The 18,217-nt window shown below is 54.6% G+C and carries 18 protein-coding genes and 1 pseudogene; 17 read left to right on the forward strand and 2 right to left on the reverse strand.

Annotated elements, in window-relative coordinates; translation table 11 throughout:
* The first annotated feature begins 97 nt into the window (after nt 1-97).
* From HMPREF9623_RS00865 to HMPREF9623_RS10720, 10 genes are all read left to right on the forward strand, one after another.
* A complete protein-coding gene (locus HMPREF9623_RS00865; RefSeq protein WP_009531998.1) occupies nt 98-1,369 on the forward strand; it encodes a four-carbon acid sugar kinase family protein in 1,272 nt (423 codons plus the stop codon).
* Entirely contained in the window at nt 1,366-2,529 is a 1,164-nt protein-coding gene (locus tag HMPREF9623_RS00870) for a sialidase family protein (RefSeq protein WP_009531999.1), read from the forward strand. The genes HMPREF9623_RS00865 and HMPREF9623_RS00870 overlap by 4 nt, the downstream gene beginning before the upstream one ends.
* Nucleotides 2,530-2,570: 41 nt before the next feature.
* On the forward strand, nt 2,571-3,737 hold the full coding sequence (locus HMPREF9623_RS00875) for an iron-containing alcohol dehydrogenase (RefSeq protein WP_009532000.1): 1,167 nt from the start codon (nt 2,571-2,573) through the stop codon (nt 3,735-3,737).
* Nucleotides 3,738-3,769: 32 nt separating this feature from the next.
* The gene (dapA, locus tag HMPREF9623_RS00880) at nt 3,770-4,684 is read left to right on the forward strand and encodes a 4-hydroxy-tetrahydrodipicolinate synthase (protein ID WP_009532001.1); all 915 of its coding nucleotides are present in this window, start codon (nt 3,770-3,772) and stop codon (nt 4,682-4,684) included.
* A gap of 9 nt (nt 4,685-4,693) precedes the next feature.
* Entirely contained in the window at nt 4,694-5,782 is a 1,089-nt protein-coding gene (gene pdxA / locus HMPREF9623_RS00885) for a 4-hydroxythreonine-4-phosphate dehydrogenase PdxA (RefSeq protein WP_009532002.1), read from the forward strand.
* A gap of 225 nt (nt 5,783-6,007) precedes the next feature.
* Nucleotides 6,008-7,285, forward strand: coding sequence for an SLC13 family permease (locus HMPREF9623_RS00890; RefSeq protein ID WP_009532003.1), 1,278 nt, complete (start codon nt 6,008-6,010; stop codon nt 7,283-7,285).
* Between the two features lie 8 nt (nt 7,286-7,293).
* A complete protein-coding gene (locus HMPREF9623_RS00895; protein WP_009532004.1) occupies nt 7,294-7,641 on the forward strand; it encodes a VOC family protein in 348 nt (115 codons plus the stop codon).
* A 188-nt stretch (nt 7,642-7,829) separates the two neighbouring features.
* On the forward strand, nt 7,830-8,423 hold the full coding sequence (locus HMPREF9623_RS00900; RefSeq protein WP_009532005.1) for a type IV toxin-antitoxin system AbiEi family antitoxin domain-containing protein: 594 nt from the start codon (nt 7,830-7,832) through the stop codon (nt 8,421-8,423).
* Nucleotides 8,420-9,262, forward strand: coding sequence for a nucleotidyl transferase AbiEii/AbiGii toxin family protein (locus HMPREF9623_RS00905; RefSeq protein WP_009532006.1), 843 nt, complete (start codon nt 8,420-8,422; stop codon nt 9,260-9,262). The genes HMPREF9623_RS00900 and HMPREF9623_RS00905 overlap by 4 nt, the downstream gene beginning before the upstream one ends.
* Before the next feature lie 262 nt (nt 9,263-9,524).
* Nucleotides 9,525-10,196: a hypothetical protein gene (locus HMPREF9623_RS10720; protein WP_009532007.1), complete on the forward strand. Its 672-nt coding sequence runs from the start codon at nt 9,525-9,527 to the stop codon at nt 10,194-10,196.
* 384 nt (nt 10,197-10,580) lie between these two features.
* On the opposite strand, the gene fumC is transcribed toward HMPREF9623_RS10720, so the two are convergent.
* Nucleotides 10,581-11,957 carry a class II fumarate hydratase gene (gene fumC / locus HMPREF9623_RS00915; protein ID WP_009532008.1) on the reverse strand — a complete coding sequence of 459 codons (1,377 nt, stop codon included), beginning with the start codon at nt 11,955-11,957 and terminating at the stop codon, nt 10,581-10,583.
* Nucleotides 11,958-12,078: 121 nt separating this feature from the next.
* Here fumC and HMPREF9623_RS00920 point away from each other — a divergent pair, with 121 nt between their 5' ends.
* The gene (locus tag HMPREF9623_RS00920; RefSeq protein WP_009532009.1) at nt 12,079-12,492 is read left to right on the forward strand and encodes an EamA family transporter; all 414 of its coding nucleotides are present in this window, start codon (nt 12,079-12,081) and stop codon (nt 12,490-12,492) included.
* A 403-nt stretch (nt 12,493-12,895) separates the two neighbouring features.
* On the opposite strand, the pseudogene HMPREF9623_RS00925 reads toward HMPREF9623_RS00920, so the two are convergent.
* Nucleotides 12,896-14,104, reverse strand: a pseudogene (locus HMPREF9623_RS00925) (argininosuccinate synthase); the annotation flags it as partial.
* A gap of 310 nt (nt 14,105-14,414) precedes the next feature.
* Between HMPREF9623_RS00925 and HMPREF9623_RS00930 the strand changes: the two are divergent.
* The 6 genes from HMPREF9623_RS00930 to HMPREF9623_RS00955 all read left to right on the forward strand — a co-directional run bounded on the left by HMPREF9623_RS00930 (nt 14,415) and on the right by HMPREF9623_RS00955 (nt 18,190).
* Complete coding sequence (locus HMPREF9623_RS00930) at nt 14,415-15,257, forward strand: bifunctional 5,10-methylenetetrahydrofolate dehydrogenase/5,10-methenyltetrahydrofolate cyclohydrolase (RefSeq protein ID WP_009532011.1); 843 nt, start codon at nt 14,415-14,417, stop codon at nt 15,255-15,257.
* Between the two features lie 81 nt (nt 15,258-15,338).
* Nucleotides 15,339-16,037 (forward strand): ComEA family DNA-binding protein, encoded by a 699-nt coding sequence (locus HMPREF9623_RS10725; protein WP_009532012.1) that lies wholly within the window; start codon nt 15,339-15,341, stop codon nt 16,035-16,037.
* Nucleotides 16,038-16,048: 11 nt separating this feature from the next.
* Nucleotides 16,049-16,747: a response regulator transcription factor gene (locus HMPREF9623_RS00940; protein ID WP_009532013.1), complete on the forward strand. Its 699-nt coding sequence runs from the start codon at nt 16,049-16,051 to the stop codon at nt 16,745-16,747.
* Nucleotides 16,744-17,223 (forward strand): 23S rRNA (pseudouridine(1915)-N(3))-methyltransferase RlmH, encoded by a 480-nt coding sequence (rlmH, locus tag HMPREF9623_RS00945; RefSeq protein ID WP_009532014.1) that lies wholly within the window; start codon nt 16,744-16,746, stop codon nt 17,221-17,223. The genes HMPREF9623_RS00940 and rlmH overlap by 4 nt, the downstream gene beginning before the upstream one ends.
* A gap of 75 nt (nt 17,224-17,298) precedes the next feature.
* Nucleotides 17,299-17,652 carry an Asp23/Gls24 family envelope stress response protein gene (locus HMPREF9623_RS00950; protein WP_009532015.1) on the forward strand — a complete coding sequence of 118 codons (354 nt, stop codon included), beginning with the start codon at nt 17,299-17,301 and terminating at the stop codon, nt 17,650-17,652.
* A gap of 19 nt (nt 17,653-17,671) precedes the next feature.
* Nucleotides 17,672-18,190, forward strand: coding sequence for a Gx transporter family protein (locus tag HMPREF9623_RS00955; RefSeq protein ID WP_009532016.1), 519 nt, complete (start codon nt 17,672-17,674; stop codon nt 18,188-18,190).
* Nucleotides 18,191-18,217 lie beyond the last annotated feature (27 nt).

The following is an 18,217-nucleotide window of genomic DNA, read 5'->3' on the forward strand; positions in this document are numbered from 1 at the left end:
ATTGAAACACTTTTTCCGCATTTTTGCGTGCATTCTCCGCAGCAATTTCGCATAATGAAACCATACCTTGGCAATAACCGGAGAAAGAGGAGGAGACATGCTTCGCTTGCTGATTCTTGCGGATGATTTTACCGGTGCGCTGGACACCGGGGTGCGCTTTGCCGCGCGCGGCATCCCGACCCAGGTCCTGACCGCTAAGGCGCATCATTTTACAGAAGAAGACGCAGAGGTGCTTGTAATCGACACGGAAACCAGACATCTCAGTCCGAAAGAGGCAGGCAAGATTGTGCGCGCTCTGACGGAGAGTGCGATACATGCCGGTGTCTCCTGCGTCTATAAAAAGACAGATTCCGCGCTCCGCGGCAATGTCGGCGCGGAACTGGAAGCCGCGCTCTCGGGGAGCGGTGAGTCTGTGCTTCCCTTTCTCCCGGCATTTCCGGAACTCGGACGGACAACAGTCGGAGGCCGCCAGTATATCAACGGAATACCGGTCAATGAGAGCCCCTTCGGCAAGGATCCGTTTGAGCCGGTGCGGACGGCGGAAGTTGCGACTCTTCTCGGGCTGCAGAGCAGCCTCCCGGCAGAGAGTTTTCCGCCGCTTGAGGCGAACGGCACCGTGCCGTCGAGGCGCGGTATTCTGATTTTTGATGCGGGGAGCGAAGAAGAGTTGTTTGCAAGCGGCAGAGCACTGTTTCGGGACACCGTACCGCGGGTGCTTGCCGGTTGCGCCGGGTTTGCGGCCTATTTGCCGGAATTACTGGGACTCGGCGCGCGCGGGGATAGCAACTTACCGGAACTGTCTCCGAGGCTTCTGGTTCTCTGCGGGAGCGTAAATCCGATTACACGCCGTCAGCTTTCCGTCGCGGCGGATGAGGGCTTTGGGCATGTGCATCTCACGCCGCAGGAGAAAGTATTGCCGGACTTTTTTGCGACAGCGGCGGGCGATGTAGCGCTTCAGGCACTGCGGGAACAGCTGAGAGAGCACCCGCATTTCATCATTGACAGCAATGATGCGGGTGACAATACGGAGACAAAAAATTATGCGGAGAACCTGGGACTTTCTCTCGATGAGCTGCGCTTTCGCATTGCAAATGCGCTCGGCACCGTGCTCGCAGAGCTCATAGAAGAGCCCGCACTCGGCACCTTGCTGCTGACCGGCGGCGATACACTGTTGCAGTGTATGAATGCACTTGGGGTGCGGAAGGTGGAACCGGTCGGCGAGTTGGAGAGCGGGATTGTGCTCTGCCGCTTCTCCTATCGCGGAAAAGAGCATGCCGTGATTACCAAGTCGGGCGGATTCGGGGAAGAAGATTTGTTGCCGCGCCTTGCGCGCTTTTTGGAGAAGAAGACAGAAGGAGAGAAGAGATGAGCAAATTTCCGAAACTGCCGGGACTTTCGTTTGACGGCACGGTTTATGAAGATGAAGAGATGGGCGTACTGGAAGCCCTGCTGCCGACCGGCGGTTTTCCGACAGCACACGCACCGGCGATGGTAGAGTTGCCGAACGGCGATCTTCTCGCCTGCTGGTTTGCGGGCACCTATGAGGGCAGTGCGGACATCCACATTGTTTGTTCGGCGCTCAGAAACGGTGAGACCAAGTGGTCGGCTGTCACCGACCTCTCCCGCGACCCGAAAAAGAGCGAGCAGAATCCCTCGCTCTTTCTGGGACCGGACGGCGCTGTCTGGGCCATGTACACCGCGCAGGACGACAGAGAGAGCGGCAAGGACAATATGCAGTTTACGGCGGAAGTGCGCTGCCAGAAGAGCTTTGACGGCGGAAGAAGCTGGGGCGAGTATGAGACCGTATTTCCGGAGCCCGGAACCTTTTGCCGCCAGCCGATACAGATTCTCTCGAACGGTCGCTGGATTTTCTCCAACTGGCTCTGCACGGATTCGCCGGACGGACTCGCAGGCGATCCGACGGGATTTCGAATCTCGGATGACCAAGGAAAAAGTTGGAAGCTCGTGATGATGCCGAAGAGCAACGGCCATGTTCACGCCAATGTCATTGAACTTTCGCCGGGACATCTGGTCGCTTTTATGCGGCACCGCGAGGCAAAGCGCATTCACCGGAGCGAATCCTTTGACTGGGGCGAGAGCTGGTCGGAGCCGGTTCCCACACCGCTGCCGAACAACAATTCCGGCATCAGTGCGGTGAAAATGAAAAGCGGCCGCATTGCGATCGCCTATAATCCGACTTCCGCGCCGGAGAGTCAGTCCGGCAAAGCGGCCTGGCCGGGACTGCGCTGCCCGGTCGCGGTGGCACTCTCCGAGGACGGCGGCAAGACCTTCCCGCTGATTCGCTGGATGGAGCGGGGCGAGGGCTTTATCGGCGATGAGAACCGCACGAATAACCGCCAGTACGAGTATCCCTACCTTATGCAGAGTAAGGACGGTATGTTGCACTTAGCCTATGCCGCGAGAACCCGCGAGGGCATCAAGTATCTTCGCTTCCGCGAGGAAGATGTCGCCGGGAAAAAGCGCGAGACCATGGGACTTTATAACCCGACCGCGGCACAGAGCCGCTGAGTTTTAGACGTGGCAGTCATCTAATCAAAGGAGGAAGCATTGTGTTAAAGCAGTACAGTTTAAAATTACCGCATGCTGTCTACGGCGGCGATGATGCGATGGAGCAGATTACGGACATTCTGAAGACGAACGGCGCCAAAAAGGTTGCAATCTTCACGGACAAGGGAATTGAAAAGGCAGGTCTCTTCGCGCTGCCGGAGGCGGCGGTCAAGGCTTCCGGTGTCGACTACTATGTGCTGGACGAGCTCCCCGCGGAGCCGAGCTATGAGGCCGTGCAGAAGCTGATCGATGAATTCAAGCGTTCGGGCGCGGACTTTATTGTGGCCTGCGGCGGCGGTTCCGTGATGGACGCCGCAAAGCTTGCGAGCGTACTTGTGACCGATGACTACGGCGTCAAGGAATTGCTCGACACGCCCGGCATGGCAAAGAAGTGCGTTCCGATCATCCTGATTCCGACCACAGCGGGAACCGGCGCGGAGGTCACGCCGAATGCCATCGTCGCGGTTCCGGAGCGGGAGCTCAAAGTCGGCATTGTCAACGAGAATATGATTGCGGACTATGTGATACTCGATGCCAGAATGATCAAAAATTTGCCCCGTCCCATTGCGGCGGCGACCGGCGTTGATGCGCTTGCACACTGCATTGAGTGCTTCACCGGCAATAAGGCGAACCCGTTCAGCGATATCTATGCGCTCGAGGGTCTGGATTTGATTCTCAATAACATCGAGAAGACCTGCGATGACCCGGAGGCAATGGAAGAGAAGAACCGGATGCAGATTGCGGCCTACTACGGCGGTCTTGCGATTACGGCTTCCGGCACCACGGCGGTACACGCGCTGAGTTACCCGCTCGGCGGCAAGTACCACATTGCGCACGGCGTGTCGAATGCAATCCTGCTGGCACCGGTCATGCGCTTTAACAGCGAAGATCCGGAAGTGAAGAAGCGCCTTGCGCTTGCCTATGACCGCTGCTGCCACGGAGAAAAGAACTGTGAGACCGTAGAGGAGAAGTGCGCGTGGATGATACGCCGCATTGAAGAAATCGTAGAACATCTCGATATTCCGAAGAGCTTAAAGAGTTTCGGTGTTCCGGAAGAGGATTTAGAGGGCCTCGTGCAGGCGGGCATGCAGGTGCAGCGTCTGCTCACCAACAACAGACGCCTTGTCACCGAGGCGGATGCGAGAGCGCTTTACTTAGAAATTATGTGAGAAGCCGAGAGCGGAGAGAAGGAGGAGACAGCGTGAAGACCAGTGAGATCAGAGGAATTATTCCCCCGGTTATTACCCCGATGAACAATGACGCAGAGCAGAGCGTCAACTATGCGGAACTGAGAAATCAGGTGAACCGTCTCTTAGCAGGCGGTGTGCATGGCATTTTCCCGGCAGGTACAAACGGCGAGGCCTATGCGCTCTCGCTTGCGGAGCGTGAAGAGATTTTTGCGACCGTCATCGACGAAGTGCGCGGCAGAGTGCCGGTCTATGCGGGCACGGGCTGCATCACGACCGCGGATACGATACGCCTCAGCAAGCGCGCCGAAGAGCTCGGTGCGGATGCGCTTTCGATTGTGACCCCGAGCTTTGCGCTCGCGTCCCAGAAGGAACTCTACGACCACTACGCGGCGGTCGCAAAAGAGGTGCATATCCCGATTATTCTTTACAACATTCCGGCGCGGACCGGCAATAAACTCCTGCCGGAAACGGTACAGGCGCTCTGCCGCGATATCGATGTGATTGTCGGTGCCAAGGATTCGAGCGGCGATCTCGAGAACCTGAAGGCATATATCCGTCTCACCAAGGAACTTTCCAAGGAAGTTGCGATTCTCGCGGGCAATGACGGCGCGATTCTCACCTGTCTCAAGGAAGGCGGCGCGGGCGGCATTGCGGGGCGCGCAAATATCTGGCCGAAGACACTTGCGAGCATCTACGACAAGTGGATTGCGGGCGATGTTGCGGGCGCGGAACAGGCGCAGGAGGCGATTTCCGCGCTGCAGAGCATCTTCCGCTACGGCAACCCGAATACGATTATCAAGACAGCGGTCGAGCTCCTCGGCTATCCGGTCGGCAAATGCCGTGCGCCGTTCTCCTATGTGCCGGAAGAGGGAATCGAAGCCTTGCAAGAACTGCTTAATCGGAACAAGGCGCTTGGCCTCGCCTGAGGAGTCAGTATGGAAAACAGACCGATAGTCGGTATCACTATGGGAGATCCGGCCGGAACCGGCCCGGAAATCAGCATCAAGGCGCTCGCAGATCCCGCGCAGTACGAGTTCTGCCGCCCGATTATCATCGGCGACGCCGATATCATGGAGCAGGCGAAGGGCTTTGTGGGCCATCCGGAGATTCGGATTCATCGCTGCGAAACGGTTGCGGACGCGCTCTTTCAGCCGGGAACCGTTGATGTGCTGCATCTGCCGCTCATTGCGGATGTAAATGCATTCGAGCTCGCCAAAGTCAGCGCCGAGGGTGGCAATGCCGCGTTCCAGTGTGTGAAAAAGGTCATCGAACTTGCCATGGCGGGCGAGGTGGATGCGACCTGTACAAATGCGCTGAACAAAGAGGCCATGAATCTGGCGCTTGCGCAGGATAAGGGTGCGCGCTCGGACGGCTATACGCATTTTGACGGCCACACGGAGATTTATGCGACCTACACCGGAACAAAGAAGTACACGATGATGCTTGCCCACCACGATTTTCGCGTGGTGCATGTCTCGACACACGTCTCGCTCCGCGAGGCCTGCGAGCGCGTGAAGAAGGCGCGTGTGCTCGAGGTCATTGAGATTGCAAACCAAGCCTGCAAAGACATGGGCATCGAAAATCCGCGCATTGCGGTTGCCGGGCTCAATCCGCACTGCGGTGAGAACGGCCTTTTCGGGCGGGAGGAAATCGAGGAGATTACCCCCGCAATCGAGGCGGCAAAGGCCGAGGGGATTACCGGAGTCACGGGACCCTGCCCGCCGGACAGCGTGTTCTCGCAGGCGCTCGGCGGCTGGTATGACATTGTAGTCTGCATGTACCACGATCAGGGCCATATTCCGCTAAAGACGGTCGGCTTTGTCTACGACCGCGAAAAGAAGGACTGGAAGGCTGTGGAAGGTGTCAATGTGACGCTGGGACTTCCCATTGTCCGCGCGAGCGTGGATCACGGCACCGATTTTTACCACGCAGGCAAGGGCAACGGCAACGAGAAGAGCCTGATTAACGCGATGAAGTACGCGACGCGCATGGCTATCGGGAGAAAGAAGGGAGCTGCGCGTTGATGTTATTTTGAGTATGAGATAGAGAAGCTGTTTCCGGAAGAAACAGCTTCTCTATTTTATTGAATATATATGTTTCAGAATAGAACGAAAAGCGGACGTGGTTTTTGGTTTACTAAGATATGATTCAAAAAAGAACAAAATCTGTGCAGTTTGCTGTGGGAGCATAAAGTGCGTTTCGATATACTTGGGACAAATGAACGGAAAATCCAAAAGGAGGATTTCGCTATGACAACACCCATGATACTTGCGCTGGCGGTAACCGTGCTTATGATTATCCTAATCATGGTCGATAAACTGCCCTTCGGCGCACCGCCGCTGCTGGCCCTGCTCCTCATGGTGGTGCTCGGTGTCACGGACATCAAGACAGCCTTCGGCGGTTTCTCGAATTCCACGATTGTGATGCTCGCATCCTTCATGGCAATCATCGCCGCCCTGCAAAAAACAAGCTTGTTGCTTCGCTTTAAGGAGACCATGTTCAATCTCGCGGCTCACGGCGGTTTCAAGGCCTACGTTCTGCTGATTTTGGTCGTCATGCTGGGTTGCAGCCTCTTCGGAACCGGTTCCACCGCTTACTATGTACTGGTCATCGGATTGCTCTCGAACCTTCCGGATTCGAAGGCTTTGCCGCCGTCGCGCGTTCTGATGCCCGCAGGTTTTGCGGCAAACCACCCGCTGCTCCCGTTCAACACGGCGCTTCAGTACGGCATTGTGATCGCAGTGTTGCAGAGTGTCGGTATCAGCGCCAATGTGGATCTTGTGAAATTCTCGCTGGTAAATCTCTGTCTGTCTCTCGGTTTCTTCGCATGGTGCGTCCTTGCGTATCGCATTATGCCGGATCATCCGATTACGGATCAAAAGGCGGATGAGAGCGGACTGGAGAAGAAAGCGACACTCAGCAAGCAGAAGGAAACCATCACCTATGTGAGCTTTGTAATCGCAGTGGTCGGTATGGTACTGCAGAGTAAAATCGGTGATGCAGGCTACGCCATTACGGCGCTCGCGGTCGGCGTGCTCCTGATTGCGGGGGTCATGAGCTTCGATGAAATCAGAAGCGCCATCAGTGCGCCGATTATCCTGATGTCTGCAGGCGTCATCGGCATTGCGGATGCACTCGGCAATACCGGCTTAACGAACCTGGTCGGACAGACCGTCGCAAATATGCTCGGCAGCAATGTGAACCCCTTTGTCCTGATTTTCGCCTTCTGCATCCTGACCAGTGTGCTTGCGACATTGACCGGATCCACCATCGGTACGGTCTATGTCTTTGCACCCATAGCAATCGCAACCTGTGTAAACCTTGGACTCGACCCGACCGCAGCGGCGGCAGCCATCGTGATTTCCGGCTGGTGCGGACACTTCCTTCCGATTGACGGCATGCCGGCCATGATTATGGGAGCGGGAAAATATAAAATCGGTGAGTTCTGGAAGTTTACGGTCCCGCAGTACTTTATTCGCCTGCTTGTGCTGACCGCAGGTGCCGTTATCCTCTTCCCGATGAAGTGAGGTAGGCTATGAAAAATCAATTTGCGCTGGAACATATCGGCATCAATACCGCAAGCCCCGAAGAAGCGGAGCAGCTCGCAAAGCTTTTATCGCTCCTCTTTAATCTGGAACCCCGCCACGGTCAGAAATCGGAATTTGCAGGCCCCTACTTTGAATGCATGAAGCAGCCCTTCCTCGGCAGCAAAGGACATGTCGCGATGCGCACCGAGAACCTGCAGAGCGCGGTGGAAGAACTCAAGGAAAAGGGCTTTTCCTTCCGCATGGAGACTGCCGCATATTTCGAGGACGGCAGCATCAAAAATGTATATCTCGACGGCGAGTACGGCGGCTTCGCGATTCATATCATGCAGAAGTAAAACATTCTAAAGCCCCACCCCGGGCAGCCCTCTGTGAACGCAGAAAAGCGTTTGTGGGGGGCTGTTTTTGCGCATTTGCGGACGATACGAGGAAAACTACAGGCAGGAGGACTTTGCGGTACAGTCGGCAAGACTATGTACTTTTTTGCTAATATGAATTATTATATTAGCAAGAAAGGAGAAAGCGGATGACAACCAATGAAAAGATCACATCGCTCTTTGCGCAAAACAACGGCATTCTCAAAATGGCGAAAGCGATGGAAAGCGGCGTTCCCAAATCTGCCTTTTATGCGTATGTAAAAAAGCACGGTACAGAGCGGGTGGCACAAGGGGTCTATCTTTCACCCGATGCATGGACAGATGCTATGTATTTGTTACATCTCCGCTGTAATCAAGCGGTATTTTCTCACGAGAGTGCCTTGTTTTTCCATGACCTGACCGACCGGGAGCCGAAGCCGTATTCTGTTACGGTCAAGACAGGATATAACCCGACCGGTTTGCGGGAGGATGGTATCAAAGTTTATACCATCAAAAAAGAATTGCATGGTGTGGGAGTCATTTCAATGAATACGCCGTTTGGGAATTCCGTTCCGGTCTATGATGTAGAGCGCACCATTTGTGATGTAATTCGCAATCGGAGCGGAATTGAAATGCAGATATGGCAGAACGCTCTCAAGCAGTATGCAAAATGTCAGCATAAAGATTTGCGGAAGCTGATGCGCTATGCACGAATGTTTCATGTTGAGAAATTACTGCGGCAGTACTTGGAGGTGCTATTATGATTAAGACTGCAAGGCAACTCAAAGACCGGATTCGCAATCTTTCCAAAGAGAACGCAGCAGATGCGCAGATTCTGCTGCGGAACTATATGATGGAACGCTTTCTGGAACGCATTTCTATTTCAGAGTATAGAGATAAATTCATTTTGAAAGGAGGAATGCTGGTTTCTGCCATGGTTGGGCTTGCATCAAGATCAACGATGGATATTGATACAACAATAAAGGGAGAGACACTCGGTATCGACGAAGTGGAGCGTATCATTGCAACTATTATTGCTGTACCTGTGGATGACAGCGTGGAATTTCATATTAAGCGAGTTTCCAAAATCATGGATGAAGCCGAGTATCCGGGTGTCCGTGTCAGTATGGAAACAGAATTCGACGGTGTGAGAACACCGCTGAAGATTGATATTTCAACAGGTGACGTTATTACACCGCGCGAAGTGAGGTATAGCTTTAAGCTCATGTTGGAAAATCGTAGTATCGATATTTGGGCTTATAATCTGGAAACAGTTTTGGCAGAAAAGCTGGAAACAGTAATATCCCGTGCAACGACGAATACCCGTATGAGGGATTTTTATGATTTGCACATTTTGCATCAACTGTATGGACGAGAGCTGATTCCTGTTAATCTTCACATGGCGCTGATGGCAACAGCAAAAAAACGTGGGACTGAGAAATACCTGCCCGATGCACCTGTGGTTTTTGATGAAGTAGAGGCTGATTTCGATATGGAGAAGCAGTGGAAGTCCTATCAGAAAAAGTTTCCGTATGCTGCTGATTTAACATGGGAGGTTGTTATGACGTCTGTTCGGGACATTTACAAACGGACAAAAGCGTAACCTGTCTTAGGCACGTGAATAGGCTTCGATTAGAAACGCTACGACGCAGAATACCATTGAGAAAACAAGGATTGCCTTCCCGGCAGACCTTGTTTTTTTGCGCTCTTTTTATTTTTGCAAATAATTGTAGGTGTAAGTCTTTTTTTTTTTGAGTTATGTTACATTTGTTTCCGATGGCCTGCTTTATGAGACAACAGAAGTTCTCGGCAGCCGGACACAAATCATAACACTTTGACTTGAAGGGATTGAAGGGAGAAACAGTATGAAGAAGAGACTTATGACAGCAGCGGCAGCAGTTTGCGGCGCGGTGATAATGGCAATGCCGGTTCTTGCAGCAAATGCAGGCTGGCAGCGGGATAACCGCGGCTGGTGGTATCGGTATGCGGACGGCGGCTATGCAAAGGCTGCCTGGGTTTCCGACAACGGAAACTGGTACCGCATGGATGAGAACGGCTACATGCAGACCGGCTGGGTCAATGTGAACGGAGACTGGTATTATCTGGATGCCTCCGGCAGTATGCAGACCGGCGCGATTGTCGACAATGGCTATCACTACCTGCTCTCCACACAGTACGACGGTCGTTACGGTCATATGGTGCGGAACGGCGAAAGCTTTGAAGGGCGCATCATCAAAGCTTGGACAGCCGGATCCGATCACCCGGAGGGTGCTTTACAGGAAGACAATAACATCGGAATCGGGGAGAGCTACAGCGGAACCGGCAATATAGGCGCAGCGCAGAGCGGAAAGCGGGGACAGGACATCCCGCCCGCGAACATCGACCCCGCGCAGGACGAGCGGTATACATGGAATCCAGAGTATCCGCCAGTGGATAGTAGCAGTGAGTTTAACTGGGACGCAGTAAGAAATAATATGCAAGGTAATGACTGGTTAAATGATTACAACCCACTTTTGGGCAAGTCTGTGATTCACTGACAGTAATAAGTATGAGGGGAATACGAGGTTTAGGGATGAGTAAGAAAGTAATTGTTGCGGGAGTGGCTGGCACAGTGGTCATACTCGCAGTCGTGTTTATATTTGGTTTGCGAGGTCGCGGAAGTTAAACAGTTCAAGCGAGAGCGGAGCTGTAACCAAAGGTTCTGCTGCCAAATCTTTAGAGGCTTTACAAGGAAGAGAATTCTCCATAGATTCCACTGAAGAAAGTTAAGTTTTTTATTTGTGATAAATTGATGCAATAGAATTGTTTGATTTACAACTATATCCGAACATAAGGCTAGAAAATGTACTAGCATCAAAATTCAAAAAGAAGTTCTGACGGATTTTCCGCACAGAACTTCTTTTCGGTTTGCGTAAATATACTTACTCCTCTTCCTTTACCATCTTCTCCGGCTGGAAGACTTCGTCAAAACGCTCTTCTGTGAGGAAGCCGAGTTTTACGCAGGCTTCTTTCAGGGAAATGTTCTCCTTGAACGCAAGCTTTGCGGTCTTTGCCGCATTCTCGTAGCCGATGTACGGGTTCAGCGAGGTCACAAGCATCAGGGAGCGGTGCAGGTTCTCGCGCATCTTTTCGCGGTTCGGCTCTATGCCCTCGCAGCAGTGGATGCGGAAGGAGCGCATGGAATCCGCGAGGAGACGAGCGGACTGCAGGTAGTTGTAAATCATGACCGGCATAAACACGTTCAGCTCGAAATTGCCCTGGCTTGCCGCAAAGCTGACCGCGCTGTCGTTTGCCATGACCTGAACCGCGACCATTGTGACGGATTCGCACTGGGTCGGGTTCACTTTGCCGGGCATAATCGAGGAGCCGGGCTCATTCTCCGGAATGTGGATTTCACCGAGGCCGCAGCGGGGGCCGGAGGAGAGCCAGCGGATGTCGTTCGCAATCTTCATGAGATCCGCCGCGAGTCCCTTCAGTGCACCATGGGAGTAGACCAGTTCCGACTTGGAGGTCAGCGCGTGATACTTATTTTCCGCCGTGCGGAAGGGCTTGCCGGTGAGCTTGGAGACAGCCTTTGCGGACTCGGTGTCAAAGCCCTTCGGTGCGTTTAAGCCGGTGCCGACAGCGGTGCCGCCGAGCGCCAGAGAGGAGAGCGGCGGAATGCTTGCCCGAATCAGCTCGAGATCGGTCTCCAGAGAACTTCTCCAACCGCTGATTTCCTGGGAGAAGGAGATCGGAACCGCATCCTGGAGGTGGGTTCTGCCGGACTTCACGATGCCCTTATAGCGAATCTCAAGTTCCCGGAAGCAGGCAATCAGCGTATCGAGCGAGGGCAGAAGCTTATCTTCCAGGGTGAGGACCGCCGCAATGTGCATCGCGGTCGGGAAGGTGTCGTTCGAACTCTGGGATTTATTGCAGTCATCATTCGGGTGCAGGAGTTTTTCGCCCGCAATTTCGTTGCCACGGTTTGCAATGACCTCGTTCACGTTCATGTTGGACTGGGTGCCGCTGCCGGTCTGCCAGACCGCGAGCGGGAAGTTGCCCTGTAATTTACCGGCGCGAATTTCTTCGCAGACCGTAGAGATCAGCTTTTCCTTCTTCTCGTCCAAAACGCCGAGGCGGCAGTTTGCGAGAGCGGCCGCTTCCTTCAGATAGGAAAAGGCGGTGATGACTTCGGCGGGAATTTTCTCATCCCCGATCTCAAAGTTCTGGAAGCTTCGCTGTGTCTGCGCGCCCCAGAGCTTGTCTGCGGGGACTTTGACTTCCCCCATAGAATCATGTTCGATGCGGTAATCCATGGATGTACCTCCTTCTTCTTGCGCTTCTTTGTCGTATTGTAACAAAAAAAAGAGGCGCTGACGAGGCTTACGCGTTAAAATGACAGAAAGAATAGCGGAAAGAAACGGGGGAGGTCAAAGCATGTGGCTTTTTTTTGCGCTACTCTCGGCTTTGTTTGCGGCGCTCACGGCGGTACTCGCAAAAATCGGCATTGACGGGGTCAACGGAACACTCGCGACGGCAATCCGCACAGCGGTGGTACTCGCAATGGCCTGGGGCATGGTATTTCTCACGCATGCGGGACAGGGGATTTCCGCAATCAGTCAGAAGAGCTGGCTGTTTCTCATTTTGTCGGGGCTCGCGACGGGAGCCTCCTGGCTCTGTTACTACCACGCGCTGCAACTCGGGCGCGTCAATCAGGTCGCGCCGATTGACAAGCTCTCGATTGTATTCACAATTTTCTTTGCGGTTCTTTTTTTGCGGGAAGAACTCACGCCGAAAAGCGCGCTGGGCTGTGTGCTGATTGCGTTCGGCGCAGTGCTCATGGCGCTGTGACCCCGGGGCGCGAAGAAGCGGCAGACAGAGAATTGCAGATAAGTTTACATAAATTAATTATGTTTAAGCTATGTGAAATAAAGAAACAGCAGCGGCCTGCCGAAGCGGACAGCTGCTGTTTTATTTTCTGAAATGCTTACTTCTTTTCGGGGGCTTTTTTCGAGACTTTTCGCGTCACTTTTTTGGCACCGGTCTTTTTCTCTGCGGTCTTTTTGGCGGTCTCTTTCTTCACGGCCTTTTTCTTTTCCGGGGTCTTTTCGTCGCTCTTTTTCTTCTCGGCGACTTTGCCGACCGCCTGCTTTTTGTCGGCTTTTTTGACCTTACTGACGGTTGTCTTAACCGGCAGCGGCAGCGCCGGAAGCTCAATGAGGGCGGATTCCTCCTCTGCGACGCCTGCGCGCTGCAACATTCTCGCGCGTAGCTCAAGCGGCAGTCCGAAGAGGGCAATGAAGCCGTCGGCGTCGCGGTGGCGGTACAGAGATCCAGTCGTGAAGGAGGCGACATCTTCCGCGTAGAGCGAGAAGACGGAGCTTGCGCCGGCGCGAATCAGATTGCCCTTGTAGAGGCGCAGTCTTACCTCGCCGCTCACGGTGCTCTGTGTGCTCGCAAAGAAGGCCTGCAGGGCTTCGCGGAGCGGTGTGAACCACTTGCCGGCATAGAGGAGCGAAGCATACTTTTCGCCGAGCGGGCGTCTGGTGGCAAGGGTATCGCCGTCGAGCACCAGGGCTTCTAAGCTCCGCTTTGCCTCGAGCAGAATTGCAATGCCGGGAATCTCGTAAATGCCGCGCGCCTTCATGCCGACGACGCGGTCTTCGACGATGTCAAAGATGCCGATGCCGTTCTTGCCGCCGATTTCGTTCAGCTTGCGGAGCAGATCGGAGAACTTCATGCGCTTGCCGTCAAGGCTCACCGGCACGCCTTCCTCAAAGCCGATGCGAAGCAAGGTCTCGGTGTCGGGCGCCTGCTTCGGCGAGACGCCGAGCCGGAGGAGTTCCTCAAACATGGGCTCCTGCGCGGGGTCTTCGAGTTCCAGACCTTCGTGCGAGCTGTGCCAGAGGTTTCTGTCGTGCGAATAGGCATGGCTCGCGTCAAAGGGAAGGTCAATGCCTTTCTGACGACAGTAGGCGAGCTCGTCCTCGCGGGAGCGGAAGGGCCAGAGTTCCGTCATGCGCCAGGGAGCGATGACCTTGAGTTCGGGGGCGAGGGCTTTCACGCTCAGCTCAAAGCGAACCTGGTCGTTGCCCTTTCCCGTCGCACCGTGGCAAATCGCAACGGCGTGTTCCTTTCTTGCCAGTTCCACGAGTTTCTGGGCTATCAGCGGGCGGGACAGCGCATTGCCGAGCAGGGCAGCCTGTTCGGTGTCGAGTCCGGCCTGCAGACAGGGTAAAATATAGTCGTCTGCGAAGCTGTCGTTTTCATCGAAGAGATAGAGCTTGGAAGCGCCGGCAAGTTTTGCGCGCTCTTCGAGGTCGCTGAGCTCGTTGTCCTGACCGCAGTCGACACAGCAGCAGATGACCTCATAGTCAAAGTGCTCCCTGAGCCACGGGATAATCGCTGTGGTGTCCAAGCCGCCGGAATAAGCGAGAACAACTTTTTCCTTTAATTTCGCCATGAAAATCCCCTTTCAGACAGGTATTTTGGTGTGCTAATAATATAAGTATATGATTTATAACCGTACAACGATTTCCCAAAAGACGCAAGCAATAAATGCCGGGCGGCGGTCCGAAAGATTCATTTTCGGAGAGAATCAAAATCGGGCGGTGACGAGCGGAAAAACAGTGTCAATCGTCGCACGGAAGAAATCGAAATATAAACATAATTTGATTATGTAAATAAAAGGTTCCTGTTTCGGTTTTCTGCGTTTTAAGGTATACTAGACTATTGTTGCGTAAGCAGAAAGAAACAGAGAGGATGAGAGCAGTATGAGAGAACTCACAGGACAGCAGGTGGTGGATGCCATCCGGGCGGAGACGGAAAAAACCCTGGAGGCGCTGGGCGGTTATGTGCCGACCCTTGCGATTGTGCGGGTCGGCGAGAATGTACCGCAGCTCTCCTATGAAAAAGGCGCGAAAAAGCGCATGCAGAATTTCGGTCTGGACGTCAAGACCTTTGTGTTTCCGGAGGATGTGACGCCGGAGGTTTTCTTTCAGCGCTTTCGGGAGATCAATGCGGATTCGGCCATCGACGGCGTGCTGTTGTTAAAGCCGCTACCGGAGCAGCTGGATGTGCGGCGGGCCGAGCAGATGATTGATCCCGAGAAAGATTTGGACGGCATTTCGCCGGTCAACATTGCCCGCGTCTTTGCGGGGGAAGAGGCAGGCTTTGCGCCCTGTACGGCGGAGGCTGTGATGGAGACGCTCCGCACCTATGAAGTGCCGGTGCACGGAAAGCGCGCGGTGGTCGTGGGGCGCAGTCTCGTCGTGGGGCGGACGCTCGCGATGCTCCTTCTCCGGGACAACGCGACGGTCACTATCTGCCATACCCAGACCAAGGATCTGAAGGAAGAGTGCAAAAAGGCGGAGATTCTCGCGGTGGCGGCGGGCAGAGCAAAGCTCATTGACCGCGACTATGTATCGGCGGGCTGTGTGATTCTCGATGTAGGCATCAACGCGGATGAGAACGGCAATTTGTGCGGCGATGTGAACCCCGAAGGGCTCTCTGACCTTGCGGCGGCGCTCACGCCTGTGCCGCGCGGCATCGGTGCGGTCACGACTTCGGTGCTCGCAAAGCATCTGGTGCAGGCAGCAGCGCGACGGTTGTTGTAAACCGGGCACGGGCGCTTGAGTTTCTTCCAATAAGTCGGTACAATAGGATTGCAGGCTCGGTAGCTCCGAGAGGAGGCTGTCGTGTTTCGAAAATGGAAAAAGAAAAAGCTGCTCTACCTGATACCCCTACTTTTGCCGGTCGTTGCCTTAGGCTTATTCTTCGGGTTGCGGCAAAGGCCTTCTGCGCTTGACGGCAGTCTGCACTGTGAGACATACGCGGATGTCACGGCGGAGAGCGGAGCGGGCGTAAAATCGGCGCGCGGCAAGAAGGACACAGCGGCAGCAAAGAGCGGTGTCACGGAGAGCAGTGCGGCAGAGACCGCACAGAGTGCCGAAAGTGCGGCGCAGAAGGTCAGCATTTACCTCTGCGGCGCCGTCGCACATCCGGCTGTCTACGAAGTTCCGAAAGGGGCGCGCTTACACGAAGTGTTGGCGCTTGCCGGCGGTTTTTCGGAGAATGCGGCGCAGGATGCCGTGAATCTCGCGGCGGTGGTCGAGGACGGCAGCATGGTCCGCGTGCCGACCGTGGAAGAGGCAGCCCGCGGTACGGCCGAAGTGCTTGCGGAGGAGAGTGCCGGGAGCGGCAAAGTGGATTTAAACCGCGCGGACAAGGAAGCACTCATGCGTCTCCCGGGGGTCGGCGAGCGGAAAGCGGAACAGATTCTTGCGTACCGGAAGGCACACGGGAAATTCAAAAGCACGGAGGAAATCAAGAAGATTCCGGGCATCAAAGAAAAGGCGTTTGAGAAGTTAAAGGACAGTATCACGGTCTCAGAGTGAGGAGAGGGAGAATGACTAAGATTTTGGTTGTAGACGATGAGAAACTGATTGTGAAGGGAATCAGCTTTAGTCTGCAGGCAGATGGGATGGAGGTGGATGCAGCCTATGACGGGGAGTCTGCGCTGCAAAAAATCCGGGAGAAGTCCTATGATCTGGTGATTCTCGATCTCATGCTTCCGGGCATGGACGGCATGGAAGTCTGTCAGGCCGTGCGCGAGTTCTCGGATGTGCCGATTATCATGCTGACGGCAAAGCTGGAGGACATGAATAAGATTCTCGCGTTCGACAAGGGCGTCGATGATTACCTCACCAAGCCCTTCAATATTCTCGAAGTCAAGGCCCGCATCAAAGCCATTCTCCGCCGCAATCAAAAGAACCAGCGGGAAGCCGAGAACAGCTCGCAACTCACGGCGGGCGAGCTTTCGGTCGACACCGAGTCGCGGCGGGTCATGCTCGGCAAGCAGGAAATCAATCTGACCGCGAGGGAGTTTGACATTCTGGTGCTGCTCATGAAGAATCCGGACAAAGTATTCAGCCGGGAAAAACTGCTGGCGGCAATCTGGGAGAACAGAAACACCGAGACGGGCGATGTGCGAACGGTCGATGTCCATGTGCGGCGTCTCCGCGAAAAGATTGAACCCTCACCCTCGGCGCCGCGCTATGTGCATACCAAGTGGGGGGTCGGCTACTACTTCCGGGCGACAGAATGAATGTGACCTTACTTACGGTCGGCAGTCTGAAGGAGCGGTACTGGCGCGAGGCTGTCGCGGAATATGAAAAGCGGCTCTCCGCCTACTGCAAGTTCCGCCTGATTGAGGTGAAAGATGAAAAGACACCGGACGCCATCGACAGCGCGGCTTCGCGCCGCGTCCGGCAGAAAGAGGGCGAGCGTCTGCTCGAAAAGATCGATGCCCGTTCCCTTGTCGTGACCCTGGAAATTCAGGGGAAAAAGTTTGATTCGGAAGGCTTCGCGGCGGAAATGGAAAAGCTGGAAGAGCGGAGCCGCGGAGAGCTCTGTTTTGTGATCGGCGGTTCTCTCGGGCTCTCGCCGGAGGTGAGTGCGCGCGCTGCCTTGCATCTCAGTTTTTCGGATTTTACCTTTCCGCACCAGTTGATGCGCGTGCTGTTTCTCGAACAGCTCTATCGGAGTTATCGTATCCGGACGGGCGCGCCGTATCACAAATAGTATGTACCGACACGATAAATTTGCTATACTAAACAGAGCAAAGAAGAATTTCGTTTGACAGGAGGACGACGGCAGATGGAAGAGAACAACACGGAGAAGAACATCGGAGAAGTTTGCATTGCGGACGAGGTCGTCGCTGTGATTGCGGGACTGGCGGCGACGGAAGTGGAAGGCGTGGATTCCCTGGGCGGAAAACTCACGAAGGAGCTCGCTTCCCGCCTGAATTTTAAGAATGCGTCGCGCGGCGTGAAGGTGGAAGTCACGGAGGAGCATGTCTCCGCGGAACTCGCCATCAACATCAAGTACGGCTATAATATCCCGAAGGTGACAAGGGAAGTGCAGGACAAGGTCGTCGCGGCCATCGAGAACATGACGGGACTCAAGGTCATCGAGGTGAATGTTTCGGTGGTCGGCGTGAACATTGCCTGAATCAAGGCGGAGCGGAAGCATGAGAAGAGGGGGACAGGCGGCAGCCAATGCGGCCTTCGGAATTTTGCTCGCGCTTGCACTGTTGCTGAGTTATGTGGAAGTTTTACTTCCTCTCTCAATCGGCATCCCCGGTGTCAAGCTGGGGCTTGCGAATCTCGCGAGTCTGGTCTGTCTCTATCTGTTCGGCATCCGGCGCGCGGCACTGCTCTCTGTGCTGCGCATTGTGCTGACCGGCTTTTTGTTCGGCAATATGGCTGCGATTCTCTACAGCCTCTCGGGTGCGGCGCTCAGTCTGACGGCGGCGGCCCTCGCGAAGCGGAGCGGCGGATTCAGCGCGCTCGGCGTCAGTGTGCTCGGCGCTGTCTTTCACAACCTGGGGCAGCTGATTGTCGCAAGTCTGGTCGTGCAGAACAGGGGGCTGTTCTGGTATTTTCCGCTCCTTTTGCTCGCGGGTGTCATCATGGGCGCGCTGATCGGGATGCTCACAGCGGAAGTTTTAAAACATTTGCCTGCCAGTTTGTGCGGGGCAAGAGACTAGTCAAAGCATAGCACTTGTGCTATGCTT

The sequence above is a fragment of the Stomatobaculum longum genome (assembly GCA_000242235.1).
In the GTDB taxonomy this organism is placed as follows: domain Bacteria; phylum Bacillota; class Clostridia; order Lachnospirales; family Lachnospiraceae; genus Moryella; species Moryella longum.

Coding starts and splice junctions, on each gene's coding strand:
- pdxA (WP_009532002.1), top strand. CDS start 4,694: ATGGAAAACAGACCGATAGTCGGTATCACTATGGGAGATCCGGCCGGA.
- HMPREF9623_RS10720 (WP_009532007.1), top strand. CDS start 9,525: ATGAAGAAGAGACTTATGACAGCAGCGGCAGCAGTTTGCGGCGCGGTG.
- fumC (WP_009532008.1), bottom strand. CDS start 11,957: ATGGATTACCGCATCGAACATGATTCTATGGGGGAAGTCAAAGTCCCC.
- HMPREF9623_RS00920 (WP_009532009.1), top strand. CDS start 12,079: ATGTGGCTTTTTTTTGCGCTACTCTCGGCTTTGTTTGCGGCGCTCACG.
- HMPREF9623_RS00950 (WP_009532015.1), top strand. CDS start 17,299: ATGGAAGAGAACAACACGGAGAAGAACATCGGAGAAGTTTGCATTGCG.
- HMPREF9623_RS00865 (WP_009531998.1), top strand. CDS start 98: ATGCTTCGCTTGCTGATTCTTGCGGATGATTTTACCGGTGCGCTGGAC.
- HMPREF9623_RS00890 (WP_009532003.1), top strand. CDS start 6,008: ATGACAACACCCATGATACTTGCGCTGGCGGTAACCGTGCTTATGATT.
- HMPREF9623_RS00870 (WP_009531999.1), top strand. CDS start 1,366: ATGAGCAAATTTCCGAAACTGCCGGGACTTTCGTTTGACGGCACGGTT.
- rlmH (WP_009532014.1), top strand. CDS start 16,744: ATGAATGTGACCTTACTTACGGTCGGCAGTCTGAAGGAGCGGTACTGG.
- HMPREF9623_RS00955 (WP_009532016.1), top strand. CDS start 17,672: ATGAGAAGAGGGGGACAGGCGGCAGCCAATGCGGCCTTCGGAATTTTG.
- HMPREF9623_RS00940 (WP_009532013.1), top strand. CDS start 16,049: ATGACTAAGATTTTGGTTGTAGACGATGAGAAACTGATTGTGAAGGGA.
- HMPREF9623_RS00900 (WP_009532005.1), top strand. CDS start 7,830: ATGACAACCAATGAAAAGATCACATCGCTCTTTGCGCAAAACAACGGC.
- HMPREF9623_RS00905 (WP_009532006.1), top strand. CDS start 8,420: ATGATTAAGACTGCAAGGCAACTCAAAGACCGGATTCGCAATCTTTCC.
- HMPREF9623_RS00930 (WP_009532011.1), top strand. CDS start 14,415: ATGAGAGAACTCACAGGACAGCAGGTGGTGGATGCCATCCGGGCGGAG.
- HMPREF9623_RS00895 (WP_009532004.1), top strand. CDS start 7,294: ATGAAAAATCAATTTGCGCTGGAACATATCGGCATCAATACCGCAAGC.